Source organism: Acinetobacter sp. NigerLNRRAM0016, assembly GCF_054112845.1.
Genome location: NZ_JBSYVT010000001.1, coordinates 272,472 through 298,439, shown reverse-complemented (window position 1 = coordinate 298,439; position 25,968 = coordinate 272,472). Strand labels below are relative to the sequence as shown.

24 protein-coding genes and 2 pseudogenes are annotated in these 25,968 nt (G+C 45.0%); 14 read left to right on the top strand and 12 right to left on the bottom strand.

The window, feature by feature from the left end; all coding sequences use genetic code 11:
* The first annotated feature begins 41 nt into the window (after positions 1 to 41).
* The 6 genes from ACWQ4X_RS01440 (at position 42) to ACWQ4X_RS01415 (ending at position 5,773) form a co-directional block, all read left to right on the top strand.
* A complete protein-coding gene (locus ACWQ4X_RS01440) occupies positions 42 to 1,442 on the top strand; it encodes an ammonium transporter (protein WP_457902447.1) in 1,401 nt (466 codons plus the stop codon).
* 140 nt (positions 1,443 to 1,582) lie between these two features.
* Positions 1,583 to 2,044 carry a transcriptional regulator NrdR gene (gene nrdR, locus ACWQ4X_RS01435; protein ID WP_026441105.1) on the top strand — a complete coding sequence of 154 codons (462 nt, stop codon included), beginning with the start codon at positions 1,583 to 1,585 and terminating at the stop codon, positions 2,042 to 2,044.
* 8 nt (positions 2,045 to 2,052) lie between these two features.
* Entirely contained in the window at positions 2,053 to 3,138 is a 1,086-nt protein-coding gene (gene ribD / locus ACWQ4X_RS01430; RefSeq protein WP_457902446.1) for a bifunctional diaminohydroxyphosphoribosylaminopyrimidine deaminase/5-amino-6-(5-phosphoribosylamino)uracil reductase RibD, read from the top strand.
* A complete protein-coding gene (locus ACWQ4X_RS01425) occupies positions 3,135 to 4,430 on the top strand; it encodes a DNA adenine methylase (protein ID WP_161933098.1) in 1,296 nt (431 codons plus the stop codon). The genes ribD and ACWQ4X_RS01425 overlap by 4 nt, the downstream gene beginning before the upstream one ends.
* 26 nt (positions 4,431 to 4,456) lie before the next feature.
* Positions 4,457 to 5,116, top strand: a complete 660-nt coding sequence (locus tag ACWQ4X_RS01420; protein WP_161933099.1) for a riboflavin synthase — start codon at positions 4,457 to 4,459, stop codon at positions 5,114 to 5,116.
* Between the two features lie 108 nt (positions 5,117 to 5,224).
* On the top strand, positions 5,225 to 5,773 hold the full coding sequence (locus ACWQ4X_RS01415) for a VTT domain-containing protein (RefSeq protein ID WP_457902445.1): 549 nt from the start codon (positions 5,225 to 5,227) through the stop codon (positions 5,771 to 5,773).
* A 45-nt stretch (positions 5,774 to 5,818) separates the two neighbouring features.
* On the opposite strand, the gene ACWQ4X_RS01410 is transcribed toward ACWQ4X_RS01415, so the two are convergent.
* The 4 genes from ACWQ4X_RS01410 to ACWQ4X_RS01395 form a co-directional block, all read right to left on the bottom strand.
* Entirely contained in the window at positions 5,819 to 6,037 is a 219-nt protein-coding gene (locus ACWQ4X_RS01410; protein ID WP_142769721.1) for a hypothetical protein, read from the bottom strand.
* A gap of 130 nt (positions 6,038 to 6,167) precedes the next feature.
* On the bottom strand, positions 6,168 to 6,800 hold the full coding sequence (gene blhA, locus ACWQ4X_RS01405) for a cell division protein BlhA (protein WP_457902444.1): 633 nt from the start codon (positions 6,798 to 6,800) through the stop codon (positions 6,168 to 6,170).
* A 22-nt stretch (positions 6,801 to 6,822) separates the two neighbouring features.
* Positions 6,823 to 7,230 carry a DNA polymerase III subunit chi gene (locus ACWQ4X_RS01400; protein WP_457902443.1) on the bottom strand — a complete coding sequence of 136 codons (408 nt, stop codon included), beginning with the start codon at positions 7,228 to 7,230 and terminating at the stop codon, positions 6,823 to 6,825.
* Entirely contained in the window at positions 7,223 to 8,671 is a 1,449-nt protein-coding gene (locus tag ACWQ4X_RS01395; protein WP_457902442.1) for a leucyl aminopeptidase, read from the bottom strand. Before ACWQ4X_RS01395 ends, ACWQ4X_RS01400 begins: the two co-directional genes overlap by 8 nt.
* A gap of 159 nt (positions 8,672 to 8,830) precedes the next feature.
* Between ACWQ4X_RS01395 and lptF the strand changes: the two genes are divergently transcribed.
* The 4 genes from lptF to ACWQ4X_RS01375 all read left to right on the top strand — a co-directional run bounded on the left by lptF (position 8,831) and on the right by ACWQ4X_RS01375 (position 13,864).
* Positions 8,831 to 9,931, top strand: a complete 1,101-nt coding sequence (lptF, locus tag ACWQ4X_RS01390) for an LPS export ABC transporter permease LptF (RefSeq protein ID WP_142769718.1) — start codon at positions 8,831 to 8,833, stop codon at positions 9,929 to 9,931.
* Positions 9,932 to 9,933: 2 nt separating this feature from the next.
* Entirely contained in the window at positions 9,934 to 11,004 is a 1,071-nt protein-coding gene (gene lptG, locus ACWQ4X_RS01385) for an LPS export ABC transporter permease LptG (protein WP_457902441.1), read from the top strand.
* A 122-nt stretch (positions 11,005 to 11,126) separates the two neighbouring features.
* Positions 11,127 to 12,674 carry a 2,3-bisphosphoglycerate-independent phosphoglycerate mutase gene (gpmI, locus tag ACWQ4X_RS01380; RefSeq protein WP_457902440.1) on the top strand — a complete coding sequence of 516 codons (1,548 nt, stop codon included), beginning with the start codon at positions 11,127 to 11,129 and terminating at the stop codon, positions 12,672 to 12,674.
* A 23-nt stretch (positions 12,675 to 12,697) separates the two neighbouring features.
* A complete protein-coding gene (locus ACWQ4X_RS01375) occupies positions 12,698 to 13,864 on the top strand; it encodes a S41 family peptidase (RefSeq protein ID WP_457902439.1) in 1,167 nt (388 codons plus the stop codon).
* Here ACWQ4X_RS01375 and ACWQ4X_RS01370 read toward each other — a convergent pair.
* The 4 genes and pseudogenes from ACWQ4X_RS01370 to gacA all read right to left on the bottom strand — a co-directional run.
* A pseudogene (locus ACWQ4X_RS01370) lies at positions 13,865 to 14,044 on the bottom strand (helix-turn-helix domain-containing protein); the annotation flags it as partial.
* A gap of 68 nt (positions 14,045 to 14,112) precedes the next feature.
* Positions 14,113 to 15,274 (bottom strand): annotated as a pseudogene (locus ACWQ4X_RS01365) (sigma-54-dependent transcriptional regulator); the annotation flags it as partial.
* Between the two features lie 28 nt (positions 15,275 to 15,302).
* Positions 15,303 to 16,862 carry a sensor histidine kinase gene (locus ACWQ4X_RS01360; RefSeq protein ID WP_457902438.1) on the bottom strand — a complete coding sequence of 520 codons (1,560 nt, stop codon included), beginning with the start codon at positions 16,860 to 16,862 and terminating at the stop codon, positions 15,303 to 15,305.
* 35 nt (positions 16,863 to 16,897) lie between these two features.
* Positions 16,898 to 17,533 (bottom strand): response regulator transcription factor GacA, encoded by a 636-nt coding sequence (gene gacA / locus ACWQ4X_RS01355; RefSeq protein ID WP_100242578.1) that lies wholly within the window; start codon positions 17,531 to 17,533, stop codon positions 16,898 to 16,900.
* A gap of 216 nt (positions 17,534 to 17,749) precedes the next feature.
* Here gacA and pbpG point away from each other — a divergent pair, with 216 nt between their 5' ends.
* Positions 17,750 to 18,808, top strand: a complete 1,059-nt coding sequence (pbpG, locus tag ACWQ4X_RS01350) for a D-alanyl-D-alanine endopeptidase PBP7/8 (RefSeq protein ID WP_100242577.1) — start codon at positions 17,750 to 17,752, stop codon at positions 18,806 to 18,808.
* Between the two features lie 99 nt (positions 18,809 to 18,907).
* Here pbpG and thrC read toward each other — a convergent pair whose 3' ends face one another.
* The 4 genes from thrC to xerD form a co-directional block, all read right to left on the bottom strand.
* Positions 18,908 to 20,047 carry a threonine synthase gene (thrC, locus tag ACWQ4X_RS01345; protein WP_100242576.1) on the bottom strand — a complete coding sequence of 380 codons (1,140 nt, stop codon included), beginning with the start codon at positions 20,045 to 20,047 and terminating at the stop codon, positions 18,908 to 18,910.
* 57 nt (positions 20,048 to 20,104) lie between these two features.
* Positions 20,105 to 21,409 carry a homoserine dehydrogenase gene (locus tag ACWQ4X_RS01340; protein WP_142769712.1) on the bottom strand — a complete coding sequence of 435 codons (1,305 nt, stop codon included), beginning with the start codon at positions 21,407 to 21,409 and terminating at the stop codon, positions 20,105 to 20,107.
* 124 nt (positions 21,410 to 21,533) lie between these two features.
* Positions 21,534 to 22,349 (bottom strand): DsbC family protein, encoded by an 816-nt coding sequence (locus tag ACWQ4X_RS01335; RefSeq protein ID WP_457902437.1) that lies wholly within the window; start codon positions 22,347 to 22,349, stop codon positions 21,534 to 21,536.
* A 104-nt stretch (positions 22,350 to 22,453) separates the two neighbouring features.
* On the bottom strand, positions 22,454 to 23,371 hold the full coding sequence (gene xerD / locus ACWQ4X_RS01330) for a site-specific tyrosine recombinase XerD (protein ID WP_457902436.1): 918 nt from the start codon (positions 23,369 to 23,371) through the stop codon (positions 22,454 to 22,456).
* A 171-nt stretch (positions 23,372 to 23,542) separates the two neighbouring features.
* On the opposite strand from xerD, the gene ACWQ4X_RS01325 reads away from it, so the two are divergent.
* Genes ACWQ4X_RS01325 through ACWQ4X_RS01315 form a run of 3 tightly spaced genes read left to right on the top strand, consistent with a single transcriptional unit; the run spans position 23,543 to position 25,934 of the window.
* A complete protein-coding gene (locus ACWQ4X_RS01325) occupies positions 23,543 to 23,806 on the top strand; it encodes a FeoA family protein (protein WP_100242619.1) in 264 nt (87 codons plus the stop codon).
* Positions 23,803 to 25,659 carry a ferrous iron transporter B gene (feoB, locus tag ACWQ4X_RS01320; RefSeq protein ID WP_100242573.1) on the top strand — a complete coding sequence of 619 codons (1,857 nt, stop codon included), beginning with the start codon at positions 23,803 to 23,805 and terminating at the stop codon, positions 25,657 to 25,659. Before ACWQ4X_RS01325 ends, feoB begins: the two co-directional genes overlap by 4 nt.
* A 20-nt stretch (positions 25,660 to 25,679) precedes the next feature.
* Positions 25,680 to 25,934 (top strand): DUF6587 family protein, encoded by a 255-nt coding sequence (locus ACWQ4X_RS01315; protein WP_457902435.1) that lies wholly within the window; start codon positions 25,680 to 25,682, stop codon positions 25,932 to 25,934.
* The last annotated feature ends 34 nt before the right edge of the window (positions 25,935 to 25,968 follow it).

Genomic DNA, 25,968 nt, shown 5'->3' with positions numbered 1-25,968 from the left:
AGAGTATCGAATAACTCGCAAAATTAGGTTGGGGGACACGAATGAAAAAAATGCTACTTGCGCTGAGTCTATCAGGCGCACTCTTAGGAGGTTCTGTTGCTTGGGCTGAAGAAGTAACAGCATCTGCTCCATCAGAAGAAATGACAACAACAGTTGAAACTACTGCAGCGGCATTACCCGATGCACAGGCAGTAGCAACACCAGCTCCAGCTGAGGAAGCTGCAGCGCCTGCCGCTGAGCCAACCCTTGATACAGGTGATACGGCTTGGATTTTAGTTTCTACCGCTTTAGTCTTACTTATGACCATTCCAGGCTTAGCACTTTTCTACGGTGGTATGGTTCGTAAGAAAAACGTGTTAAGCACCATGGCACACAGTTTTGTTGCGGCAGCAGTAGTCAGCCTTGCATGGGTGATTGTCGGTTATACACTTGCCTTTACCGAAGGAAATGCCTTTATTGGCGGTTTTGATAAAGTCATGTTGTCTGGCATTACTACAACGGCTTTAACAGGCACGATTCCTGAAATTCTATTCGTCATTTTCCAAATGACCTTTGCCATTATTACGGTTGCCATCATTAGTGGTTCTATCGCAGAACGTATGAAATTTGGTGCTTTCGTGGCGTTCATTGCCATTTGGGTTGTGGTTGTCTATGCACCAATTACTCACTGGGTATGGGGTGGCGGTTGGTTATTCAATGATGGTGCACTCGATTTCGCAGGCGGTACAGTGGTCCATATTAACTCAGGTGTTGCAGGTCTTGTAGCTGCCTATATGCTGGGTAAACGTATGGGGCTGGGTCGTGAATCAATGGCGCCGCATAACCTAACTTTAACTGTGCTCGGTGCAAGCCTTGTATGGGTAGGTTGGTTCGGTTTTAACGGTGGTTCAGCACTGGGTGCAAATGGCTCAGCGGGTTATGCGCTTGTGACGACACAAGTTGCAGCAGCGGCAGGGGCAGTAGCTTGGTTAATTACTGAAAAAGTGGTACGTGGCAAAGCTTCTGTACTTGGTGGCGCATCTGGTGCAGTCGCAGGTCTGGTAGTAATTACCCCTGCAGCTGGTTTTGTGACTGTTGGTGGTGCTTTGGCGATGGGTCTGATTGGTGGCGTGGTATGCTTCTGGGGGATTACAGGTCTGAAACGTGCTCTTAAAGCAGATGACTCATTAGATGCTTTTGGTCTACACGGTGTCGGTGGTATTGTGGGTGCGATTTTAACTGCAATCTTTGCAAGTGAATTCATCATGGGTGATAAAGTACCAGCGAACATGATGAGCCAATTGTGGGTTCAAGTTGAAGGTGTACTTGCCACTATCGCATACTCAGCAGTGTTAACGTTCGTGATCTTAAAAGTGATTGATGTGGTGATTGGTATCCGTGTTGAAGCTGATGATGAACGCATGGGTCTAGACTTGAGTCAACATGGCGAACGTATTGAATAATTTGATAACGATATAATCAATATATTGTGTAAAACAGCCCGAAAGGGCTGTTTTTTTTCCATATCTAGCGTAATGCTCTACAAAAACCATAATTTTTGCTACACTCAGAATTCAAAATTGTTTTGTTTAATTCAACCGCCATGCATTGTCCTTTTTGCAACGCCGCAGACAGTAAAGTCATCGACTCGCGCTTAGCCGCGGAAGGCTGTCAAATCAGACGTCGCCGTGAATGTATCAGTTGCGGGGAACGCTTTACGACATTTGAAAGTTTTGAAGTGGTCATGCCACGCGTGATTAAATCAGACGGTAAAAATGAACCTTTTGATGAAGCCAAGTTGCGTCGTTCATTGATGCACGCTTTACAAAAGCGTCCTGTTACCCAAGAACAAATCGAAGCCGTACTCAGTGATATCCAGCTGCATATCCGTCGTTTAGGTGAACGTGATGTGAAGTCGCGTACCATCGGAGAAATTGTGATGCAAGCCTTGTTTGCTCTGGATCACGTGGCTTATGTGCGTTTTGCTTCGGTCTATCAGGACTTTCAGGATGTAGAAGCCTTTCGTCGTCAAATTGAACAAATGCAACAACGTGAACATGAGTGAGTGTACCCATGTCTGAGTTAAGCCAAGACCAAATCTGGATGCAACGTGCCATTCATCTCGCACAACAAGGTCAGTATTCGACTCGGCCGAATCCGAATGTGGGCTGCGTGATTGTCAAAGATGGCAAAGTGGTGGGAGAGGGGTTTCACCCACGTGCAGGACAGCCCCATGCGGAAGTCTTTGCCATTCGCCAAGCGGGTGAATTGACCCAAGGGGCAACGGCTTATGTAACTTTGGAACCTTGTGCGCATTATGGGCGTACACCACCGTGTGCCAAAGGTCTGGTCGAAGCGGGTATTACGCAAGTGGTGGTGGCGTGTTCCGATCCGAATCCACTGGTGGCAGGTAAAGGCATTCAGATTCTTCAGGAAGCTGGGATTCAGGTCAGTACGGGTGTCTGTGAAGCAGAAGCTGCAGTATTAAACCGTGGTTTTCTCAAAGCCATGGCCACAGGCTTGCCTTATGTACGCTTAAAAGTTGCCTCTAGCCTAGATGGTCGAACAGCCATGGCATCGGGTGAGTCAAAATGGATTACAGGACCCGAAGCACGACAGGATGTGCAGCACTGGCGTGCCATTTCAGGAGCGGTGATTACAGGAATTGAAACCGTGCTTGCGGATGACTGCCTACTGAATGTGCGTCAATTGCCTGATGTAGAAGATATCAGTACGGTTGTGCAACCCAAACGGGTAGTTCTGGATCGTCAAGGTCGCTTACCTTTGGATACGCAAATTTTACAACAGCCCGATACCGTGATGGTGATGGGACCTTTTCGTGCCGAATTGGCACAACTGGGTGTAATCCAGTTAGAAATTCAGTCTTTGCATAGTTTGCTACGCACGCTGAAAGATTTTCAAATTTACGATGTGTTGGTAGAAGCAGGTGCAACCTTATCGAGTGCATTTTTGCAACAGGGTTTGGTGGATGAGCTGATCAGTTATGTCGCACCCACCTTATTGGGTCAATCTGCACGCGCGATGTTTAATGCAGAGTTTGAGCATTTGGCAGAGCAACTTCGCTTTAAGCTCATCGAGGTTTCCCAAGTGGGAAATGATGTGCGCTTAAGACTAACTCCCCTTCAAGAGTCTATATGAATCAAGAGTCTACGGTTTATCATAAACGACGTCACGCGGCACGGACCACAGACGAATACTTATTTCATCAATTGGTTCCTTATTTAGGAAACAAGCGTCGTTTATTGCATCTGATTTTAGAAGCACTTGAACAAACAGGGACCTTGAATGCCAAAGGTCGTGCGCCAATTTTTGCCGACTTCTTTGCGGGTAGTGGCGTGGTATCCCGTCTCGCTCGGCAAAACGGCTATCGTGTGATTGCCAATGACTGGGAACCTTATAGCCATGCCTTGAACCATGCCATTTTGGCCTGTGTCGATGCACCCGCATTTAAAGAGTTGGGTGGCTACCAAAAGGCGATTGATTATTTAAACCGTTTGCCTGAAGTTAAAGGTTGGGTGACGCATAACCTGTGCCCGCGCAATGACGAAATTTATGATCCTGCCCGCGATCGACTGTTTTTTAAACGTCGCAATGGTATGCGGATTGATGCCATTCGTCAGCAAATTGCCACTTGGCAAGCACAAGGCGCAATTGATGATGTGGAAATGAGTGCTTTGTTGGCACCGCTACTTTATTCGGCGAGTTTCGTGAGTAATACCAGTGGCGTTTTCAAAAGTTTCCACCATGGTTGGGGCGGTAAAACCCAAACTGCATTGGAACGGATCGAATCTTTGTTGTGGCTGACACCAAGCCGTTTTTGTGAAGTCGGGGCCAATAAGCAAAAGACTCCGATGGCTGAAATGTGGTGTGTCGATGCACAGCATCTGGCAAATCAGATGAGCGGTTTTGAAGTCGATGTGGCGTATCTGGATCCACCGTACAACCAGCACGCCTATAGCAGTAACTATCATGTGTTGAATGCGTTGACGCTGTGGGATCAGGTGGATTTACCAAGCCCAGATACCAAAGGCTTTAAGAGTGGGATTGACCGTGCTTGGCGGAAAGAACGTCCGAGTCCGTACAATTCTTCCAAGTACGCCAAAGAAGCCTATGAAAAATTGCTGTCGACCATTAATGCACGTTATATTCTGACCAGCTATTCGACCGATGGTAATATTGAAGCGGCTGATTTGCTCAAAGCCAATCTTGAGCGTGGACGCGTGACACTATTAACCCAAGATGTGCCACGTTATCGCGTCAGCAAACAACGTCAGTCTGAGCGTGCACGTGTATTGGAATTTATTGTGATTACCGATACCCATGCCAAATCGGGTCCACCACTGCGTCAGTTGTTGGGTCAACTGTATCATTTTGCAGAGTTGGGCGGGGTAGACACCTCAGGCGTGAGTACCCAATTGGCATTGTGGTAAGTCCAAATTCAGGAAAGAGAAAGATTATGTTTACAGGAATTATTGAAAGCCTTGGTCGCGTCGAAAGCTTACAAAGTGTGGGCGGTGATGTACGTTTACGTATTCAAACTGATTTGGACATGTCGGATGTACACCTAGGCGACTCGATTGCCACCAATGGGATTTGCCTCACCGTGATTGAATGGGGCGATAACTGGTATGCGGCTGATGTTTCACGTGAAAGTCTGAACCGAAGCACCCTGGGGCATTGGAAAGTTGGGCAACCCGTAAATGTCGAAAAAGCCATGCTGCCGACCACGCGTTTTGGTGGACATATTGTCAGTGGGCATGTCGATGCCGTAGGTGAAATTACTTTAGTCCGTGAAGATGCTCGCTCTCTTTATTTTGAAGTGACTGCGCCAGCAGAAATTGCCAAATATCTGGCGGAGAAAGGCTCAGTGACAGTTGATGGCATCAGTCTGACCATTAACCATTTACGTGGCAATATCTTGAGTTTGAACTTGATTCCACATACCGCTGAACGGACCAATATTGGCACGTGGAAAGTGGGTTCTAAAGTGAATTTGGAAGTCGATGTGTTGGCACGTTATATCGAACGTTTGCTCTTGGGTGACAAAGCGGCAGAGACTCAAGCACAGTCAAAAATTAGCATGGATTTCTTGGCTGAAAACGGTTTTTTGAAATAAAAACTACATATTTGCTCTGAAAACAGCCTAGAATACTAGGCTGTTTTCGTTTCTATTTGAGTGAAATAAAGCACGTGATACCTAAATTGAATATCGTAGATTTATGTAATGCTTGATTTTTTTCTAAATCTTGAACAAATGTTGCCGATGCTGCTGGCGCAGTATGGGACATGGATTTATGCCATCTTGTTTCTGATTATTTTTGCAGAAACTGGCTTTGTCTTTATGTTTTTTCTGCCGGGCGATAGTTTGTTGATTGCCGTAGGCGCATTGTGTTCCTCTTCAGCCATCATACAGCTACATAGTATGGGGATGGTGCTGATTGTTGCCGCGATTTTGGGTTATGCCGTGAATTATTACACGGGCAAGAAACTGGGCTTTAAGTATTTACATCGCCATTCGCGTTGGATGAAGCCTGAATATTTGAGTAAAACCAATCATTACTTTGTCAAACATGGTGGTAAGACCATTATGTTGGCGCGTTTTATTCCCTTTGTCCGTTCATTTGCGCCCTTTGCCGCAGGTGCGGGGCATATGAAATTTTCCAGTTTTATGTGGTACAACACCATGGGCAGTTTGATCTGGATTGGCGTCTTGCTCAGTATAGGCTATGGGGCGGGCAATATCTTTTTTGCGACACTGGAATTGGTGGAGTGATCTGCTGACAGATCACTCGATAACTTCAGCGGGGATGATTGAAGTTTAGTGTTTGATAATGGTCACAGCAGGTTCATCATGCCACGTGAGGCTTTCACTTTCAGGGGAGAGGCTGAAATGTCCTTTTTCCGATTCGCGGGTTAAAAATACTGAAAGTGATTGAAAATCAGCTCGACTAATCAGTAACTTTTGCGCAGATACAATCCATTGTTCGCCTGAATCGAGTGCAGCAATGCGGTGAGAAACGTGGTTCAGTAGGTCCATTTTTTCTTCCTGATTTATTGATAAGTCAATTTTTGGCGCGGTCACTTTAAACCGTTTGTTTTAAAGTGATGACCATCTTGTGACATTTATATGTCAGTTTAATGACAATGTTAAAATCAGAAAGAAAAAATTAAATGATTGGTTTTACATCAGAAAAATTAGAATTTTGTAATATGTATTCAATTTCTTCTTGTGCTGCAGCACGTAGTTTGTGTCGGAATTGATTGACCGCTTGTTCAATTTGGGCTTCCGCTTCAAGCTCAAGACGTAAGCGTACGCTTTCTAGTTCAGAGTGAATGTGTTGGTCAAAATGTCCAAGACCCGGTGCAAAATCTAGGGTTTGGCTACTATCATTTTGATGGTAACGCTCGGCATAGTCGAGGGTTTCTTGTTCAATCTGCTGGCGTAAATGAGCTAAGGTTTGGGTTTGCTCGGCAAATTGACGACCTTCATCTTCCCATAGCTGTTGCGCATATAACGCTGTTGCTGCGCGTTTTTCTGCTAGAGATTTTTCCAGTGCCAGTTGGCGACGAATCCGAGCTTCTTCAATCAAGCGTGCTTTTAAGTCGGCATAGGCCTGTTCAATAATCTGCTGCGCTTGATCTTGAGCTTTTTGATCTGCTGCCAACCACAGTTGCGTCTGGGTATCTGGCTGCAATAAATCACAGATATGATTCAGGTCATCCATAAATGTCTGACGCACAGCTTCGGGCGCATCTAACCAGCGCTGTTTAAAATCTGGACCGACATTTAATGCCACCATATATCTCCCTGAGGTTGAACAATTACAGCTTGAAAGTTTGAGGTTCAATGCCTAAGCGTCGATATTGTTTAAATTTTTCACGACCGAGCTGTTTGGCAGAATCATTATTCTCAATAATTTCTATAATTTGGCTAAATTCATGAAATTGATCAAGTGCCTGATTGTTAAAATTAAAGACAATCCAATCATTTTCTTTAGGCAAGTGCGCAGAGATGCAGACGCGTGCCTGTTCTTGATCCATGCCATGTCCGATAAAGCTGGTGTCGTCAAAACTCCATAAGCGTTCATCCAGTTGTTGCTGTAAAGTGGGATCGGGGCAATACAGCCAAATCCGTTTCGGTTGACGCAAAATTTTACGACACAAACGGCAAGTACTTTCGACTTGCCGTTCTGGACTTTTTTCAAACAGATAAAAGCTAACTTTAGCCATTCGTATTAACGCGGTTGGCTAAGAATTGCATTAACAATGGGACTGGACGACCAGTTGCCCCTTTGCTGCTGCCAGATAACCATGCTGTGCCAGCAATATCTAAATGCGCCCAGCGGTATTCACGGGTAAAGCGCTGTAGAAAGCATGCTGCAGTCACTGAACCTGCTTTTGGACCACCAATGTTGGCAATGTCGGCAAAAGGAGAATCCAATTGTTCCTGATAATCATCAATCACGGGCATGCGCCATACACGGTCAAAAGCGGTTTGACCTGCCGCATTAAGTTCTACTGCCAGTTCATCATCAGGGGTAAACATACCTGTGAGCACTGAACCTAATGCCACCACACACGCACCTGTTAACGTCGCAATATCAATCACGAGTTCTGGATTAAAGCGTTTGATATAGGTCAAAGTATCGCACAGTACCAAACGACCTTCAGCATCAGTATTCAAGATTTCAACGGTTTGACCACTCATACTGGTGACAATATCACCCGGGCGGGTTGCATGACCTGAAGGCATATTTTCTGCGGCAGCAATCGCACCCACCACATGAATTGGCAATTTGGCTTCACAAAGGGCACGTAGCGTTCCAAGTACAGAGGCTGCACCACACATGTCGAATTTCATTTCGTCCATGCCCAGACCCGGTTTCAATGAAATACCACCTGTATCAAAGGTCACGCCTTTGCCGACCAACACAATCGGTGCTTGTTCAGGCTGACCATTATATTCAAGGGTAATAATACGACCTGGGCGATCTGAACCACGGCTGACAGCAAGGAAGGCAAACATGCCCAGATCCGCCATTTCTTGTTCATTGATGATGGTGACTTTGAGCTGTTCTGGATATTGCTGTGCCAATGCCAAGGCTTGCTCGGCAAGATATTCTGGGAAGCAGATATTGCCAGGACGGTTGCCTAAGTCACGTGCATAATTCTGACCCGATTGAATCGCTTGAATTAGACTTAACTGTTGGTTGCTTAACGGACTTTGTGCCGCAATTAGTCCAATTTCGCTGAGTAAAAACTCATTTTTCTTCGATTTGAATTCATCGTAGCCATAAGCTGCTTGGGTCAGGCTTAGGGCAAAGACATAGTGTAAGGCTTCCGGCAAAGCATTCAGATCAACTTGAATCTGCTGATATTTTTTTTGTGAAGATTTGATAATAGTTTGTGCAATTTTTGCTAACTTTGCTGGCTGTAACTCTTCAGCTTTATCTAATCCAATTAAGACAGCATGAGCATAGCCAGGAATCTTTGCCAGCAAAGGCAATGTCTCATTTAAGCCCGCTTTAAATTGAGTTGCTTGAGCAATCTGTTCTAAGTCATTGATTTGATATGTGGCTGCAATCTGAGCAAGTTGAGCATTGGTGGCTAAAATGAATAAAGCCTGATCGGTAGCGGGAGTGGATAGAGCGGTATTCAAGCTGAGTTTCATAGGGGGTCTTCACGCCTTTGAGAGTATTAAGTCATTCAACCATTGAAACATTTTTATGGATAGAGTTTCAATGCAGAAGCAGGGGAATAGGTTTTATATTTTTAACATTCGGGTAAACTATCGATAGTTTTTACTCTTTTTAAAATTGGAAGAATCAATTTGATTATTCGGCGTTATTTAGTCAAGCAAGTGGTCTCTACCTCATTGGTTGTAATTGCCTTATTGACCTTAATCATGATGGGTGGCCGATTAATCAAATACTTCGGCGTGGCTGCTCAAGGTCGTTTAGATGCCAGTATTTTATTTAGCATCATTGGCTATCGCTTGCCTGAGTTCTTAACCCTGATTCTTCCTTTGGGTTTCTTCATTGGCCTGATGCTGGTCTTTGGTCGTTTATATGTCGATCATGAGATGGCCGTCATGAATGGCAGTGGGGTGAGCCGTCATCAGTTGGCGCGTTTGCTTATCCCAATGACCTTGGTGTTTATGCTGGTTCAAGCTGGTTTGATGCTGTGGATGTCCCCGTGGGGGCTACGTCAGTTTGAACAGCTAACCACCAGCCAAGCGGTACGTACTGGTTTCGATCTGGTTCGTCCCAAAGAGTTTATCTCTTCAGGTCCCTATACCATTTATGCAGGGGATTTATCTGAAGATCGCCGTAATCTGAAAGATATTTTCTTCTACCAGCGTGCGGAAAAAGAAGGCAAGCCAGATGTGATGATTTTGGCGAAGGAAGCCACACGGGTGGAAGTCGCGAATGACAGCGCCAATGTGGTGGATCTGGTGCAAGGGCGTCGTTATGAAATCTATCCAGGCAAGCCCAAATACACCCAAGCCGAATTCCAAAGTTATCGTTTACGTTTAGAAAGTGATAAAGAAGCCAAATTTGAAAGTGCGGAAGTTGAAGCGCTCCCGACTGGCAAGCTCTGGCAAAACCGCAATGATCCTGTCGTTGCCAGTGAACTGGGTTGGCGGATGTTTGTGCCTTTGGTCATGATTGTGGCATTAGGTTTGGCAGTTGCATTATCTGAAGTCAGTCCGCGTCAGGGACGTTATTTAAAATTGTTCCCTGCCTTATTGATTTTTGCCAGCTTGATTGTGGCAATGATGGCGATTAAAACCCGCGTGAGCAAACAGGAAATTGGGGTTTGGGCTTATCCATTGGTGCTCTTTGTCTATGCCATTGCCGCTGCGCTTTTCTCGCGTAAGCAAAAATTAGCCCCAAAAATTAAGAAACAGATTCAGCGAGTGAGGTCTTAAAAATGTTTGCACGTCGTATTGTCGCGAAACATGTCACTAAGACCACGGCTTATGCCATGTTGGGCGCCACCGCTGTCTTGTCGGTGTTACAGATTTTATTTACGTACTTGGGTGAACTGAGTGACCTGAGCGAGACCTATACCGCTTGGCAGGCGCTGATTTATGTGTTGTGGGGTGCGCCACGTTACCTGTATGAGATTCTGCCGATTGCTGCGTTGATTGGTGCGGTATTGGGTTTAGGAACCATGGCATCCAATAGTGAACTGATTGTGATGCGCTCAATCGGGATTAGTCTCTGGCGTATTGTCGGTTGGGTAATCCGTTCTGCCTTGATTTTGGTGGTGCTGTCTTTTGTGCTGAGTGAGTGGGTGATTCCCTATACCAATGAACAGGCCAAGAGTGTGAAAAGCCATCGTAGCGTGGCAGCTCTGGGCGAAGTCAAAGGGTATTGGACACGTGAAGGGCAACGCTTTATCTATATCGACTATGCCAATTCACAAGGTCAACTGCGTGATATTCAAGTGGTCGATTTTGACCAAGAATACCGTTTGAATAGTGTGTTGAACGCAGAGCAAGGGCAGTTTGTACAAGATGGGCAGTGGAACTTAAAAGAGACCGAGCAAGTTGAAATTCAGGATGCTGGCAATGCCATTCAACAGCGTGCTGCACAGCAGCCTTTGTCGTTGGCACTGCAACCGAAATATGTGCATATGGTCACGATTGACCCTGAAGATTTATCACCAAGCCAATTGGTCAGTTTCATGCGCTATATGCATGAATATAGCCAAGTCCCGAAAACCTATCAGTTGGCTTTCTGGCAAAAAGTGGGTTCACCGTTTGCCCTGATTGCGTTGGTTTTGATTGCCTGCTCGTTTATTTTTGGACCTTTGCGCCAGCAATCCATGGGTTTCCGTTTGGTGATTGCTTTGTTCATTGGTCTGACTTTCTTCTATTTGCAGGATTTCCTTGGCTATGCCAGCTTGGTCTATTCTCCATCACCAGCTTGGTTCGTCTTTGTACCGATCATCTTGATGTTTATTGTTGGTGGTTATTTATTGCGCCGTGCCCGCTAATTATTCGTGCAGATCGGAGAAAACCATCTGCACAAGCGAGTTTAACCATGTCGGATACATGGAGTCTTGAGCGAAAATTCGGTAAGATAGTGCGACCAATTTATAGACAAAGAGTGTAAATCATGACGGATGCAACTGCTGGCAAAGTTCCGCACGTATTGGTAATTATGGATGGTATTGGACACCGTGAGGCGGTCGAAGATAATGCTTTCCTTGCTGCACAACGACCAAACTTGACGGCTATGCAACAAAAGCATCCGCATGGATTGATTTCTGGTTCTGGCGAAGATGTGGGTTTGCCTGATGGTCAAATGGGCAACTCCGAAGTGGGGCATATGAACTTGGGTGCAGGTCGTGTGCTCTATCAAGACTTTACCCGGATTACCAAAGATATCCGTACAGGTGCTTTTTTTGAACATCAAGTCCTGATTGATGCGGTTGAAAAAGCCAAAGCTGCGCAAGGTGCGGTGCATATTATGGGCTTATTGTCTGAAGGCGGTGTACATTCGCACGAAGATCATATTGTAGCCATGGCTGAATTGGCATTGAAGCGCGGTGCAAAAGTGTATTTACATGCCTTCTTGGATGGTCGTGATACTCCGCCAAAAAGTGCACAGCCTTCTTTAGAAAAGTTGGATGCCTTATTTGCGCAATATCCAAATCAGGGTCGTATTGCCACGATGATTGGTCGTTATTTCGCAATGGATCGTGACAATCGTTGGGACCGTGTAGAACAAGCCTATCGTCTTTTGACTGAAGGTGAAGCAGTTCGCACCGCAGCAACCGCTGTTGAAGGCTTGGAAATGGCTTATGCAGCAGATGAATCTGATGAGTTTGTGAAAGCGACCCGTATTGGTGAGCTGGCAAAAGTTGAAGACGGTGACAGCATTGTCTTCATGAATTTCCGTGCCGATCGTGCGCGTGAAATTACCAAAGCATTTGTTGAACAAGACTTTGCAGGCTTTGAACGTAAAGTCGTGCCAAACCTGTCTATGTTTGTGATGCTCACGCGTTATCAAGCAACCATTGATGCACCTGTGGCGTATATGCCTGAAGCGTTACATAACTCATTGGGTGAATACCTTTCGAACTTGGGTAAAACTCAGTTGCGTATTGCAGAAACTGAGAAATATGCGCATGTGACCTTCTTCTTTAGTGGTGGTCGTGAAGATGAATATCCTGGTGAAAAACGGATTCTGATTCCATCTCCAAATGTGGCGACTTATGATTTAAAACCAGAAATGAGCGCATATGAAGTGACCGATGAATTGGTTGCCGCGATCAATTCGGGTGAATATGACCTATTGGTGGTGAACTATGCCAATGGGGATATGGTTGGACATACAGGGGTCTTCCAAGCCGCAGTCAAAGCAGTAGAAGCGGTGGATACTTGTTTAGGTCGAGTGTATGACGCTGTGATGGCGAAAAAAGGTCATATGCTGATTACAGCCGATCATGGTAATGTGGAACAAATGCAGGATTATCATAGTGGTCAGGTGCATACTCAGCATACCACTGAATTGGTGCCATTTATTTATGTCGGTCCAACACAAGCAACGATTGCGGAAGGTGGTGTTTTGGCTGACGTAGCCCCAACGCTATTAAGCCTGATGCACTTACCGATTCCAGCAGAAATGCAAGGTCGTAACCTAATTACCCTACAAGCCTAAGCAGGCTGATTACAGGTGAATCAATGACGCAACACTTGAAATTTGTTATTCCCTTAACAGCGTTATTCATGTGTTGTGCTCATGCCACTGGGGCAGTCAATGAAATTGATACTGCTCCAGATTTTGATGAAGTCGAGCAAAGCTATCCTGAAGTTCCCGTGGAATCGATTCAGCAGTTTGTGCAGATTTATGGCATTGTCAAAGACAACTATGTCGATAATAAAAATGATGAACAACTCTTCCAACAAGCCATTCAAGGTTTGGTCAGTGGACTAGACCGTTATTCACGTTATTTATCTCCTGAAGATTATAAACAACTGGTGCAATATACTGATGGTGATCTGGCTTCGGTAGATTTTAATTTAAATTATGACAACCAACGCCAGTGGACCATTCAGGGTTTAAAGCCCGAAGCAGATGCCTATAAACAAGGCTTACGGAATGGGGCTTCCGTTTTTAAAATTGATGACCAAGAATTACGAAAACTCAATCGAGAGCAGGTCAATGCCTTATTGTATGGGGCGATAGGCTCGACACTGAGTGTACAACTGGGGCAAACCAGCAAACCGCTCAGTTTGGTTCGTACCAAGAAGATTGAAACCGATATCGAGTCGCAATTGTTGCACAATCAGGTGCTGGTCCTGAAAGTTCGTGTCTTCCAGCAGGACACAGCGAATGAAATCAAGCGTTTAATCGAAGAAAATAGTTCACCGCGCCTCAAGGCGGTGCTGATTGATTTACGTAACAATCCGGGAGGATTGCTTTCGGCTGCGGTTGAAACGGCCGACCTGTTTTTAAATCAGGGTATTATTGTCACCACCAAAAGTCGTTCGGAAGGCAATCAGCAATTTCAGGCTTTACCCAGCTCCGAATTTCAGAATCTTAAAGTGGGGGTGTTGATCAATGGTCGTTCAGCCTCTGCTGCGGAAGTATTCACCGCTGCAATGAAAGAACACCGTCGTGCTTGGGTGATTGGCGAAAAAAGTTATGGCAAAGGGGTGGTGCAGAAACTGTTCCCTTTATCCAATGGTGCAGCCTTGCAAATGACGGTGTCGCATTATTACACCCCGACAGGCAAGATGATTGAAGGGATTGGCATTCAACCCGATCAGCAATATCCCTTGCAACATGACATGAAAGAAGAAACTTATCTGGAGCATGTTGCAGAGATGATTGCCAATCGCCGTTAATTATTCATCAGTATCCAGTCCAAATTTCTTCAGACGATAACGTAAAGAGCGGAAAGACATCCCCAGTTTTTTCGCCGCCAAGGTGCGATTCCAATGGGTGATGTTGAGTGCATTCAACAGAATCTCTTTCTCGATATTCTCTAAATACAGTTCCAGGCCTTCTTCCGGTAATTTCTTCGAGCTTAAAGTAAGTTCAGAGGAAGTGGTTAACAGTTGATCGACCGAAGAAGGGGATTGCATCTGTACGCTGCGGCGAAGCGGTGCGCTTTGTAAATGCTGCACATCAATATAATCTTCATCACTTAAGGTGATGGCACGTTCAATGATGTTGCGCAGTTCACGCACATTGCCAGGATAATATTGCGCTAGTAAAAACTCTTTCGCACGTGGCGTTAGGGCTTTGGCTGGAATTTCCCATTCACGACTGACTTTTTGAATAAAATGCTGTGCTAGAATCAAGATATCCTGACCACGTTCTCGTAACGGTGGTAGGACCAAGTCCATGACATGAATACGGAAGAACAGGTCTTGTCGGAATTTACCCTGCTGTACCAGACTTTCTAAGTCTTGATGGCTGGCACTGATCACGCGGAAATCCACATCAATTTCCGTTTCAGAACCAATCGGGCGAATGGCCTTTTCCTGTACCGCACGCAACAGTTTGACTTGCATATTCAGCGGAAGTTCTGCAATTTCATCCAGAAATAAACTGCCACCGTGGGCGGATTGAATCAGGCCTTGTTTGTCTTGTGTGGCACCGGTAAAGCTGCCTTTTTTGTGCCCGAATAATTCACTTTCGAGTAAATCTGCAGGAATGGCACCACAGTTGATGGCAATAAAAGGCCCTTCATTGCGATTGCTTAAGCGATGTACTAGATTGGCCACCACTTCTTTGCCTGTACCTGACTCACCAGTAATAAACACAGGTGCTTGCGAGCGTGCGATTTTCTTTAAAGTCACGCGAAGTTGCTGAATCGGTAAGGACTGCCCAATCAGCATGCGCTGTTCCAACGCATCTTCATTGAGGGTTTGCTGTGATATTGGTTTGTTTAGGGCTTTTTGTAGCAGCTGTTCCAGATGGGTTTGTTTGATGGGTTTGCTGACAAAGTCAAAAGCACCGGCTTTAAGTGCAGCAATCGCAATATCCATATTGCCGTAGGCAGTCAGCACAGCAACAGGAAGTTGAGGATATTGTTGTGAAATTTCTTCAACCAGTTCTAGTCCATTGCCATCTGGCAAGTTGAGATCGGTGAAACATACATCATATTGATGTTCCGACAACATTTTGCGTGCTTGTGACAAACGATAGGCCACATGCGTTTCAATCCCCATACGACTCAGCATCATTTGCATGAGCGTACATAAATCTTCTTCGTCATCTACAAATAAAACGAGTGGTTGTTGCGCCACCTTATCACCCCAGTAAAAATTGAAATCATTAAGTCAGCTGTCGGCATTCAATCCGAAAGCATGCTCCCTGTTGTTGTTCTACATAGCTTAAAAGTGCCTGATTGGCTTCACAGAAGCTATGCGATAAATATAATCCTAAACCAGTTCCGGAAATTTCTGTACTAAAGAACGGTTGAAATAGGCGGGCTTGGTCATGAATGGCCACGCCTTCCCCAAAATCACGCACATCAATGTGAATATTGTTGTCCTGCGCATAGCAGTGCAGCTCTATTGTACTGTGTTCAGGTGAATTATGTCGGATCGCATTGCGAATTAAATTAATTAAGACTTGTCGAAATTGTGCTTCATCGAAGCTCAAGCTTAGCTTTGGTGCAATGTGACAGACAATTTTAGTTTTGAGATCTGGTAAATCTTCTTGAATAAATAGCGGGATAAAGCGATCCAGTTGAATATCAATCGGTTGGGTGCCCTTATTCCGCACCATGCTTAAGGTGTCTTGTACAATTTTATCAATCCGCTGCGTTTGTTTGTTAATCATTTGGCTCAGCGTGTGTTGTTGTTCTGCGGTGCTGTTGGGCAGTAATTCATTGGCTTGTACAATCGCAGCTAAAGGATTACGGATTTCATGGGCAATACTGGCAGAGAGTTGTCCCAATGCTGCCAGTTTGAGTTGTTGTACCTGTTGATTGATTTTTTGCCCATCTTGAATCACCAGCAGCGTAAGAATCTGCTGCGGGACAATCAATTTTTGTACTTCAATATGTAAATGATAGTGACTAAGCTGGGATTCAAATTGGAATTTTTCCCCATTTTGGACTTGGTCAAAATTGAGTAATTCAAATAAATCGGGCTGGAGCTTATACAGTGGATACTTATCAAAGGCATAGAAAGGGGAAATGCCTAATAGTGCACAGGCCGCGGGGTTGCTTAATACGATATGGCAATTTTCATCCAGCACCAAATAGCCCGTTTCAATTTGCTCCAGAATATAACGGTTAATGTTTTGAAGTCGTTTTAGTTCTTGCGATTGTGAGAAATTGACATGATCCAATAATTGAAAACGCCGAACTGCAATTTGCCCGCAAATATAAAATACGATAAACAGCACCGCCAAAATGACGCTATTGCTAAGATTTTGGAGAGAATGCAGGGTCAGAAAGCTGATAACAAACTGTTGATAAATGACGGCAATGATTGCAATCAGTGTGATGGCTAAAGCTTTTTGTTTACTCAGAAGCAATGAAGCTGCAAAAATGGTCGTTAAAAATAAGACGCTGATACTTAAACTTGGACCATTGGTGGCAAAGGTCAGTAAGCTTAAAGCGATGACATCGACAATGAAAATAAAAGCAAATTGCTGTGGAATATGCTGTTTAAAATGTTTGAGATTAAAGAACTGCACACAGTTAATGAAAAAATAACCCAACAGTCCATAGAAATACAGTTGGGGATATTCATAATTGTTGGCCAGCTCATCTTGGGTCAAAATAAAAATTAAGACCAGGCAGCTGGTAATCAGTAATCGGTAAGCGGCATACCAGATCCCAAAAAAGTATTGATTTAATTCGAAATATTGGGAATGTTGCATGCTGCAAACCGATGATGAGATTTAAATAATGGTAATTAAGGTTTGATGAGACCGTAACGAATTGCTAAATGCGTGAGTTTGACATCGCTATCGATATTCAGTTTTTCAAAAATACGGTAACGATAGGTATTGACTGTTTTTACGCTGACAAAGAGCTTGTCGGCAATTTCCTGTGCGCTGATACAGTTCACCACCATCATTGCTACTTGCATTTCACGCTCTGAAAGCGAGTCAAAAGGGGACTGCTGCGTATCGGATAAATAAGAGCTGGCAAGCTGTTCAGCAATGTCTGCACTGAAGTATTTACCGCCTTGCATCACTTTGTTGATGGCACGTACCATCTCACTGACTGGTGCACCTTTGGTGATATAGCCTTTGGCACCCGCTTTGAGGAGTAAAGAAGGATAAGGTTCTTCAGCTAAACCGCTCACCGCCAGAACTTTGGTCTCAGGTGCAGTTTGTAATAAACGGCGTGTAGTTTCTACGCCACCAATGCCGGGCATATTCACATCGAGTAATACAACATTGGGGTGATGTTGGCGAACCAGATTGATGGCTTCTTCACCAGATTCCGCCTGACCAATCACCTGAACATCAGCATGGTCTTCTAGCATTCGACAAATACCAGTACGGACTAATTCATGGTCATCCACCACTAAAACTGTAATCACCGATTTCTCCCTCTGGCTAAAAAATTACATAATTTTTGTTACATAAAGCAAAATAAGCTTGCAATGAAACGACAAAATTAGCAATCCTATTCTTATTCCGAAATTAAAAGTTTTGCACAATAGCGTGAATCAAAAATTCCCGTTACTGTGTAAATGTAAGGCATATTTGAGGTAATACGCAAATGTATCTTACCTCCCTGAGTTGAGTAAACGATTGTGAAAAATTCTAAGAAGTCATTCATGCATGTGTTGAGTATGTCTATTCTACTCAGCCTGAGTTCAACAAGTTTTGCTGAACTCGTCATTAATCCTTCCTCGGGGAGTACAGGTCAGGCTTCAATGAGCTGGTCTTCAGAGGAAGCAAGTCAATTATTAAATAGTGATGTTTCTGCGCTCGGCGAGGAAATATCTCCGCAGGGTTCAACCAAAGTGACCACCACGGTTCGCAGTTCAAATGGGGTACCGACCTATTCTGCACCGAAAACGGTTCACATTATTGATACCTCTGCAGGCTATAGCAGCCAACCTTCTGTAAGTGCTCGTGCCGCGCTGGTCATGGATGCACAAACAGGTGAGGTGCTTTATAGTAAAAATACCAATACCGCTTTACCCATTGCTTCGATTACCAAATTAATGACAGCGGTTGTGATTGCTGATGCACGTTTAGACATGTCAGAAGAAATTACATTACAGTCGATTGATTTTGCGGGAGCGGGCGGCAAAAACTCGAGTTCGACCTTACGTTCAGGTGATACCATGAACCGTGCCGAGGCGTTACTTTTTGCTTTAATGAAATCAGAAAATCCAGCGGCAGCAGCGTTAGCGCGAACGTATCCAGGAGGACGTAGTGCTTTCATTGCAGCAATGAATGCTAAAGCGCGTGCATTGGGCATGAATTCTACCCATTATGTTGAGTCTACGGGTCTTGATCCACACAATGTTGCTTCGGCACGTGATTTGGGGATTTTGGTGAGTACAGCATCGCAATACGGTTTAATTCGTCAGTTCTCAACCACGGCAAGTTATGATTTTAACTTGGGGTATCGCGTCTTAAAATCAAACAATACCAATGCTTTAGTGCGTAACGGTGGCTGGAATATCAACCTGTCCAAAACAGGTTATATCAATGAGGCAGGGCGTTGTGTGGTGATGCATACCACCTTGAATTCTCGTCCAGCAGTTGTGGTGATTTTAGGCGCAAGTACATCTCAAAGTCGAACTGAAGATGCGACCCGTTTGATGACATGGGCAAGCCAACTGCCTAAACGTATCTAATTCATCGTTCTTCATCGATTCACTCCAATCACAAAAGTTGAGTCGTAAAAAAAGCCCTGTCATCACAGGGCTTTTTCTTTCCATCAATCTTTTAATGACTTACATGTTTGAAAGAATAGAGTCTTTTACTTGAGTCATGGTTGCATCAATAGACAACATCACAGCATCAGCACATTGTTTGATGGCTGTATCTGGATCTTTTAGACCATTACCAGTCACGGTACATACAATCACAGAACCTTCAGCAATTTTACCTGCTTTAATGTCACGGATTGCACCGCCAATTGAAGCCGCAGAAGCTGGTTCTACAAACACACCTTCATACATAGAAAGCAAACGTTGTGCTTCCAGGATTTCAGCATCTTGTAGTTCATCGAACCAACCTTGAGAGTCACGTACCACTGCTTTGGCATGGTTCCAGCTTTGTGGGTTGCCAATACGAATTGCAGTTGCAACGGTTTCAGGATGTTCTACTGGTGCACCACGTAAGAATGGCGCAGCACCCGCAGCTTGATAACCGACCATAGTAGGTAAGCCTTCAGGTTTAGGACCCGTGAATTGATCTGTTGCAGCATCATAAGTCACGTATTCAAACTGATCAGCAGGTTGGTTTGCTACCGCTTCGGTATAACCCATCCAGTGTGCCGTGATATTGCCTGCGTTACCTACAGGTAAACAGTGATAATCTGGCGCACGACCTAAAGCTTCTACGATTTCGTAAGCAATGGTTTTTTGACCTTGTAAACGGTAAGGGTTGATTGAGTTTACGATCGTTACAGGCGCTTGGTCGGCAACTTCTTTCACGAGGCGCATACCATCGTCAAAGTTTCCGCGAATTTGCATGGTGATCGCACCGTACATCATCGCTTGTGCCATTTTACCCATGGCAATTTTGCCTTCAGGAATGAGTACAAATGCTTTGATGCCAGCACGTGCGGCATAGGCTGCTGCAGCGGCAGATGTGTTACCTGTAGATGCACAGATAATTGCTTTTGAACCCTCTTCAACCGCTTTGGTCACAGCCATGGTCATGCCGCGGTCTTTGAATGAACCAGTCGGGTTCAAGCCTTCGTACTTCACATAAATTTCAACATCTTTACCAATAATACGTGGAATGTTCTCCAACTTAATCAGCGGGGTATTCCCTTCGCCTAAAGAGATTCCACGAGTAGTAGCAGACACTGGTAAACGGTCACGATAACGGTCAACTAAACCAGTATAACGATTGGCATTCGACATGATGATGTTCCAATTATGGGTAGAGCTTGGTAAGGGGGAATTGCCCCCTCGACCCGATTAATTATCAAGCGATTCTAAACGAATTCGCACAATTTCGCCATGAATGACGGGTAAGGCTTGAATTTGAGCAAGTGCTTCATCCATTTTCGATTCTTTGACTGGATCAGTCAAAATTACGATTGGAATTAGGTCTTTTAAGCGTGATTGCTGCATAATGGCATCAATACTGATCCCAGCGCGGCTTAGAATGGTGGTGACATCCGCCAATACACCAGTTTGATCTTCGGCATTAATACGGATGTAGTACCCCGTGGTCATTTCTTCGCGTGGCAGAATTGGTAAATCCGCTAAAGCTTCAAATGCCAATTGAGGAATAGTCCCTGCACCATCTTCGGTGTAAGAAATATCACGCACGATATCCACGACATCGGCAACAACCGCAGACGCTGTTGGGCCCGCACCTGCACCTGCGCCGTAATACAGCGTTGGTCCTACGGCATTGGCTTGCACCAATACGGCATTTTTCACACCGTTGACATTGGCAATCAGTTCTTCAGCTGGAATCAGGGTTGGGTGAACGCGAAGTTCAATCCCTTTTTCAGCACGACGAGCGATCCCCAAGTGCTTGATGCGGAAACCGAGTTCTTCAGCATATTTCACATCTTGTGCAGTCACTTTACTGATGCCTTCGGTATAGACCTTATCAAACTGTAAAGGAATACCAAAAGCACATGAGGCTAAAATCGTGAGTTTGTGCGCAGCATCAATGCCTTCAACGTCAAAGGTTGGATCAGCTTCGGCATAACCCAACTCTTGTGCTTCTTGAAGAACATCTTCAAAGGCACGACCTTTGTCACGCATTTCAGTCAGGATGAAGTTGCCTGTACCATTAATAATGCCCGCCAACCAGTCAATTTTGTTGGCAGCCAGACCTTCACGGATCACTTTAATAATTGGAATACCGCCTGCAACCGCAGCTTCATAGGCGATTTGTACGGCATTATCTTCTGCCGCTTTGAATAATTCATTGCCATGTTCAGCCAGTAATGCCTTGTTGGCAGTGACCACCTGTTTGCCATGCTTGATGGCTTCCATGATGACTTCATAAGCAGGGTGAATACCCCCCATGACTTCGACCACAACATCTACGTCGGGTTGACGGACGATGTCCATCAGGTCTGCACTTTGTTTTACTGATGCTGGAAGATCAAGGTCTGGACGCGGACGACGAGTACCCACGTGGGTAATTTCAATTCCTCGACCGGTGCGACGTTTGATCTCAGCAGCGTTTTCTTTTAGTAGTTTAAGGGCACCACCACCCACAGTACCAAGACCGAGGATTGCCAGACGAACTGGTTTCACGTCACACTCCATTTATTTCTTCAATTTTACGCGAGTCTAGATCATAGCTAAAAAAACGCTCAGACTCTAGGGTGGAGAGAAGATAATCTCCACCTATAACTAATAGTAAAATAACAAATAAAAATTAGTTATTTAAACGCTTGTCTAATTCTTCAGGGCTGAGGTATCCACCTAAATAAACCCCTTCGGTGTTGTAGATTGCTGGTGTGCCGTTCACGCCCATATTCAGACCCAATTGATACTGCTCACGGACAGGGTTCTTGCAGGTAGCTGGTGGTAATTGTGCACCCGCAATCGCTTGGTCAAATGCCGCACGACGATCTGTACTACACCAGACGCTTTCCATGGCAGGCATGAATTGTTCACCACGTGGCCATGCAATGTAACGGACTTCAATACCTTTGGCAGTAATTTCAGGAATATGCTCATGTAATTTGTGGCAATACGGACAGCTGGCATCGGTAAACACATAAATCACATGTTTGGTTTTGCCTTGGGCTGGATAGACCAAGAGGTCTTCGGTTTTTAAGCTGGCTAAATGTTTCTTATTGGCAGCCGCTTGCAGATTTTCACTGACATTATGTAGCTGTTTGTCACCTAGACGAATTACATCACCCTGAATCAGGAATTTACCATCGCTGGTGGCATAAACCGAACTCATGCCTTCTAGATTGATCCAATATAGATTTGGGACTTCTGTTGCTTTGACATCCACAATCTTGGCATTGATACCCGCAGTTTTAAAATGTTGTTCTAGCGTTTTGATTAAACGTTGTTGGGCATTGCGCTCTGAAAGGTTAGAAGCTTCGCCTGTTGCAGGGGCACTTGCCGTTAAGGTGTTTTGCTTTTTGTCATCATTATTTGAATTGGAACATGCCGTGAGGGCGAAACTCCCTGCCAAGGTACATGCAATCAATAATTTTGTGCGGGTAAATGACATATAAAACCCTTTCTTTTAGGTATAAAAACAGGAGGCTAGCATAGCAAAAAAAAATGTAGCGCGTTGTATTTCTTGGTGGGCACTGTGTGAAGCCTATCTAGCCTTTAAGCACGAGGATGAAACTCGGCATGCAACTGCTGCATACGCACTTGTGCCACATGGGTATAAATTTGCGTGGTGGATAAATCGCTATGTCCGAGTAACACTTGCACCACGCGTAAATCGGCACCGTGATTGAGTAAATGCGTGGCAAAAGCATGCCGTAGGGTATGTGGGGAAAGTTCGGCTTGAATGCCTGCTTGTAGGGCATAACGTTTAATCGCATACCAGAAGTTTTGCCGACTCATGATCCCGCCTTGCTGGGTCAGAAACACGTAGTCGGTTGCCGATTTATACAGACTTGGTCGGGCTTGAGCCAAATAACTTTCAATCCACTGGCAAGCGACTTGCCCCAAGGGAACCAAACGCTCTTTATTGCCTTTGCCGACAATTCGTAAATAGCCTTGTTTTAAATTGATCAGTTCTAAGCGCAAATTTAACAATTCTGATACACGTAAACCGCAGGCATAGAGGACTTCAAACATGGCGCGATCACGTAAGCCCAAAGCGGTATTGGTGTCTGGTGCAAGAATGAGTGCTTCAACATCTTGTTCTGAAAGATCTTTGGGTAAGGCACGTCCAATTTTCGGGGTACGATGACTGGCCACAGGGTTGTCATTTCGCAGTTTTTGTTCTCTTAAAAATTTAAAGAATGAACGCAGGGCAGACAGGCTACGCGCGATAGAGCGCGGGCTTTTGCCTTGTTGGGTCAGACTCAGTAAGACATCGGCAATGTCTTCACTTTGCCAATCAATCAAGGCTTTTGAATGGAATTCGCTGCATTGAATCAGGTCGGATAAATAGGCATTGCGGGTGTGTGGACTGACGGTCTGGGCAATTAAATAATCACGGAAACCCTGAAGAAAGCTGAGTTTTTCTGGAATTTGCACAGGTGTAGGTATTCTAGGTTTTTTATTTAACATCTTCGCTTCAGATTCAGGAAACCGATTTAGAACGACCATCTTAACTAATTTTACAACATTTTTCTGGATTGACCTTGTGGTATAAAGTGAATGCGAATTGGAATCAAACCTTATTTGGTAATTATTCTCATTTGCTTGTATACTATAGAAAATATTATAGGGTTTAGTGCGGTGCTTTTATCTGATTTGAAAGTCAAGCAAACAGCCATCATCCGTAACGTCAAACGTCAGGTGGATGGTGATGCGGCTCAGACCGACCTTGTGGCCAGCCGTTTGGAGACTTTGGGTTTTGTCCCTGGGACTTCGGTTCAGGTGGTGACTAAAGGTATTTTTGGTGGCGATCCGATTTTAATTCAGGTCGGATTTACCCGTTTCGCACTAAGAAAAATTGAAGCAGCCAAAATTGAAGTTGATATGGAAGGAGCACCTGCATGAGTGATGCGTTGCGTATTGCCCTTGTCGGGAATCCTAACTGCGGTAAAACCTCTTTATTTAACCATTTAACGGGAACCCGCCAGAAAGTGGCCAACTATGCTGGGGTCACGGTGGAACGTAAAATGGGGCAATTCTCTTTGCCTTCAGGCAAACCTGTCCGTGTTTTGGACTTGCCAGGCACTTATAGTCTGGATGCGACCAGTCCTGACGAAGCCATCACCCGTGATGTGGTACAAGGCAAAATTGCCGAAGAAGGTCATCAGGATGCATTTTTATGTGTGGTGGATGCCACTAACTTGAAACTGCATTTAGGTTTGGTACTGGAAATGATCGAATTGGGACGTCCAATTCTGTTGGTACTGAACATGATGGATGAAGCACGCCGTCGTGGCATGCAGATCAATACCCAAAAATTGTCTGAGCGTTTGGGTATTCCCGTGGCAGAAACAGTTGCAGTGCGTAATGCAGGCATTGAAAACTTGTTAAATGCCTTGGATCAGGCGAAATATGCCGTACCGCACACTGAACTCAGTGGTTTAAAAGGTTCGCATCATCAGAAAATCGCTACGATTTTGCATGACGTGGTGCAATATGCCGATCAAGAAGATAAGCGTTCAGATTTCCTAGACCGTATTTTCCTGCACCCTGTATTTGGCTTGGTCACCCTTGCGGTCATGATGTTCGTGATTTTCCAAGCAGTATTCGCTTGGGCCGCGCCTTTTATGGATGGTATTGAAAGTCTGTTTGGCTGGTTAGGTGAGGTGGTGGGTGCCAATATTGCCCATCCGCTGCTGAATAGCTTGGTGGTCGATGGCATTATCGCGGGTGCGGGTGGTGTCGTGGTGTTCTTGCCGCAGATTATTATTCTGTTTTTCTTTATTTTGGTGTTGGAAGAGTCGGGTTACTTACCACGTGCAGCGTTTTTACTGGATAAGCTGATGTTTAAAGCAGGCTTGAGTGGTCGTGCTTTTATTCCTTTACTGTCCAGTTTTGCTTGTGCAGTCCCTGGGATTATGGCAACCCGCAGTATCAGTGACCCGCGTGATCGTTTAACCACGATTTTCGTGGCGCCACTCATGACTTGTTCGGCACGTCTGCCGGTCTATGCTTTGTTGATTGCCGCTTTTATCCCTGCGCAAACCGTATGGGGAATTTTCAATCTACAAGGTCTGGTGCTGTTCGCGTTGTATATGGCAGGCATAGTCAGTGCTTTGGCGGTCTCGTTCGTCTTGAAATTTTTCCAGAAAGATAAGTCGCAACATGCCTTGTTGATGGAGTTACCGAGCTACCGTTTCCCTGATTTAAAAAGCGTGTGGATTGGTTTATTGGACCGTACCAAAATCTTTATGAAGCGTGTCGGTGGCATTATCTTTGCCCTTTCAGTCTTGCTCTGGTTCCTGTGTACGTTCCCGCAACCGCCAGTGGGCGCCACCATGCCTGAAATCGACTATTCCTTCGCGGGGATGTTGGGGCATGTGATGCAACCGATCTTTGCACCACTTGGCTTTAACTGGCAGATTTGTATTGCCTTGATTCCTGCTATGGCGGCACGTGAAGTGGTGGTAGCCGCGTTAGGCACTGTGTATGCCTTATCTGCGGTAGATGATGATGCCATGTCGCAAGGTTTGGCCGCACTGATCAGCGGGAATAGCGATTTGGGCTGGTCATTGGCCACAGGCTTGTCGTTACTGGTTTGGTTTATTTATGCACCGCACTGTTTAGCAACGTTGGCAACCGTGCGCCGTGAAACAGGTTCATGGAAAACTGTGAGCTTTATGACTGCGTACTTGTTTGGCTTGGCGTATTTGATGTCATTCCTGACCTATCAAATTGCCTCGCACTATTTCGGTTAATCTGAGAGGAGACTCTGAACATGGTTGAAATTCTGATTGTTGCAGTCTTGGTGCTGTGGAGCACAGTGGTGGTGTTTAAGAAGGTATTTCCGAAAACCGCCAATAAAACCTTTGGAGTGCTCGCAGAACAGACGCAAAAGCAGGGCTGGAATACGGTTTCGAAATGGCTTAAACCTGCGCCTGTCGCAGGCTGTGGTGGTGGTTGTGGCTGTAGCCAAGACGATGCCCCTAGTGTCAATAAGAATACTGAAATTCAAGCCGTGAAGTGGAAATAAGCAATTTCCCCCGTATCACAAAAAAGCCGTCAAA